The 1,460-nt window shown below is 68.6% G+C and carries 1 protein-coding gene; it reads right to left on the reverse strand.

Features of this window, described 5'->3' with window-relative positions:
* Positions 1 to 7: 7 nt before the first annotated feature.
* Positions 8 to 1,411 carry an IS30 family transposase gene (locus IE239_RS41370; protein ID WP_190154592.1) on the reverse strand — a complete coding sequence of 468 codons (1,404 nt, stop codon included), beginning with the start codon at positions 1,409 to 1,411 and terminating at the stop codon, positions 8 to 10.
* Positions 1,412 to 1,460 lie beyond the last annotated feature (49 nt).

The raw sequence follows: 1,460 nt of genomic DNA on the forward strand, positions 1-1,460 counted from the left end.
CTTGGACTCAACTGGTCGTCGCAACACCAGCTTCCTGTAGTGATAGTAGGTGCTCGTTGAGGGCTTCGGCGGGGGTCTTCCAGGCGAGGGTCTTGCGGGGGCGGTTGTTGAGGGTGAAGGCGACGGCCTGAAGCTCGTCGATGCCCCAGCGCGACAGATCCGTGCCCTTCGGAAAGTACTGCCGCAGCAGACCGTTCGTGTTCTCGTTGGTGCCGCGCTGCCAAGGACTGTGAGGGTCGGCGAAGTAGACCTGGAGTCCGGCATCGACGCGGAGCTGGGCGTGCTGGGCCAGTTCCGTGCCCCGATCCCACGTCAGGGACCTGCGTAGTTGCTCGGGCAAGGTCGTGATGGTGGCGGTGATCGCGTCTTTCACGGCCTCGGCGCCGCGGCCGGCCAGCGCGGGCCCGTTCTTGGTGCGTGGTTGGGTGCCGAAGCCTTCCATCCGGGGCAGGTGCAGCAGCATGGTGAACCGCGTACTGCGCTCGACCAGCGTGCCGATCGCGGACCGGCCGGTGCCGATGATGAGGTCACCTTCCCAGTGGCCTGGAACGGCACGGTCCTCGGCCTCGGCCGGCCGCTCGCTGATCAGCACGTCAGCGGTCACGTGGCCGCGGACGCTCTGCCTGGTGCGCTCCCGCGGGACACGCAGTGACCGTCCGGTGCGCAGGCAGGCGACGAGCTCACGCCTGAGGGCTCCGCGTCCCTGGACGTAAAGGGCCTGGTAGATTGCTTCCGGGGAGATGCGCATGGACTCGTCCTCGGGGAAGTCCACCGTGAGCCGCTGTGATATCTGCTCCGGGCTCCAGGAGGTCGCCCAGCGGCGGTCCTGACGGCGGGGCTTGTTCCTTCCCTGCCAGGGCGGCACCTGGGGACCCTCGACGACCCGGCCGTCCAGGGCGTGGACAACGTTGCCGGCCAGCCGGTCCTGCACATACTCGCGCAATCGCTCATCGGCCACCAGCTTCGCCGGCTTCGGCCGCTGAGCCCGCCGCTCGGCATGCCACTGCGCCAGCGAGGCCCGGTACTCCAGGTGGTAACTTCGCGTGGAGGCGTTGCGCCGCAGCTCCCGCGAGATCGTGGACGGCGAACGCCCCAGACACCGCGCGATCGCACGGACCCCAAGGTCCCGCGCACGCAGCAGAGCGATCTCCTCCCGCTCGGCGAACGATAGGTAACGGCCGGAGACAGCCGGGGCGAGGCACGGGTTCACCCCGCCAGCATGACGAAACCAACGCGACCCCACCGCAGGCGAGACCTCAATGACGGCGGCTGCGTCCACCGAACTCAGCCCCCGCGCGATCGCCTTCCAGAACCTGACCCGGTCCTCACGCCAGGCAACGCTCGGCCGCCCTGGCGAGGGCATCTGCCCGCGATACTCCCGCACCGCCCGCTGCCGATTCCCTACACCCATCACAAACCCCCAGCTCACGAAGGTGTTGCGACGACCGATTGAATCCGCC

Source organism: Streptomyces humidus (assembly GCF_014649655.1).
GTDB lineage: Bacteria > Actinomycetota > Actinomycetes > Streptomycetales > Streptomycetaceae > Streptomyces > Streptomyces humidus.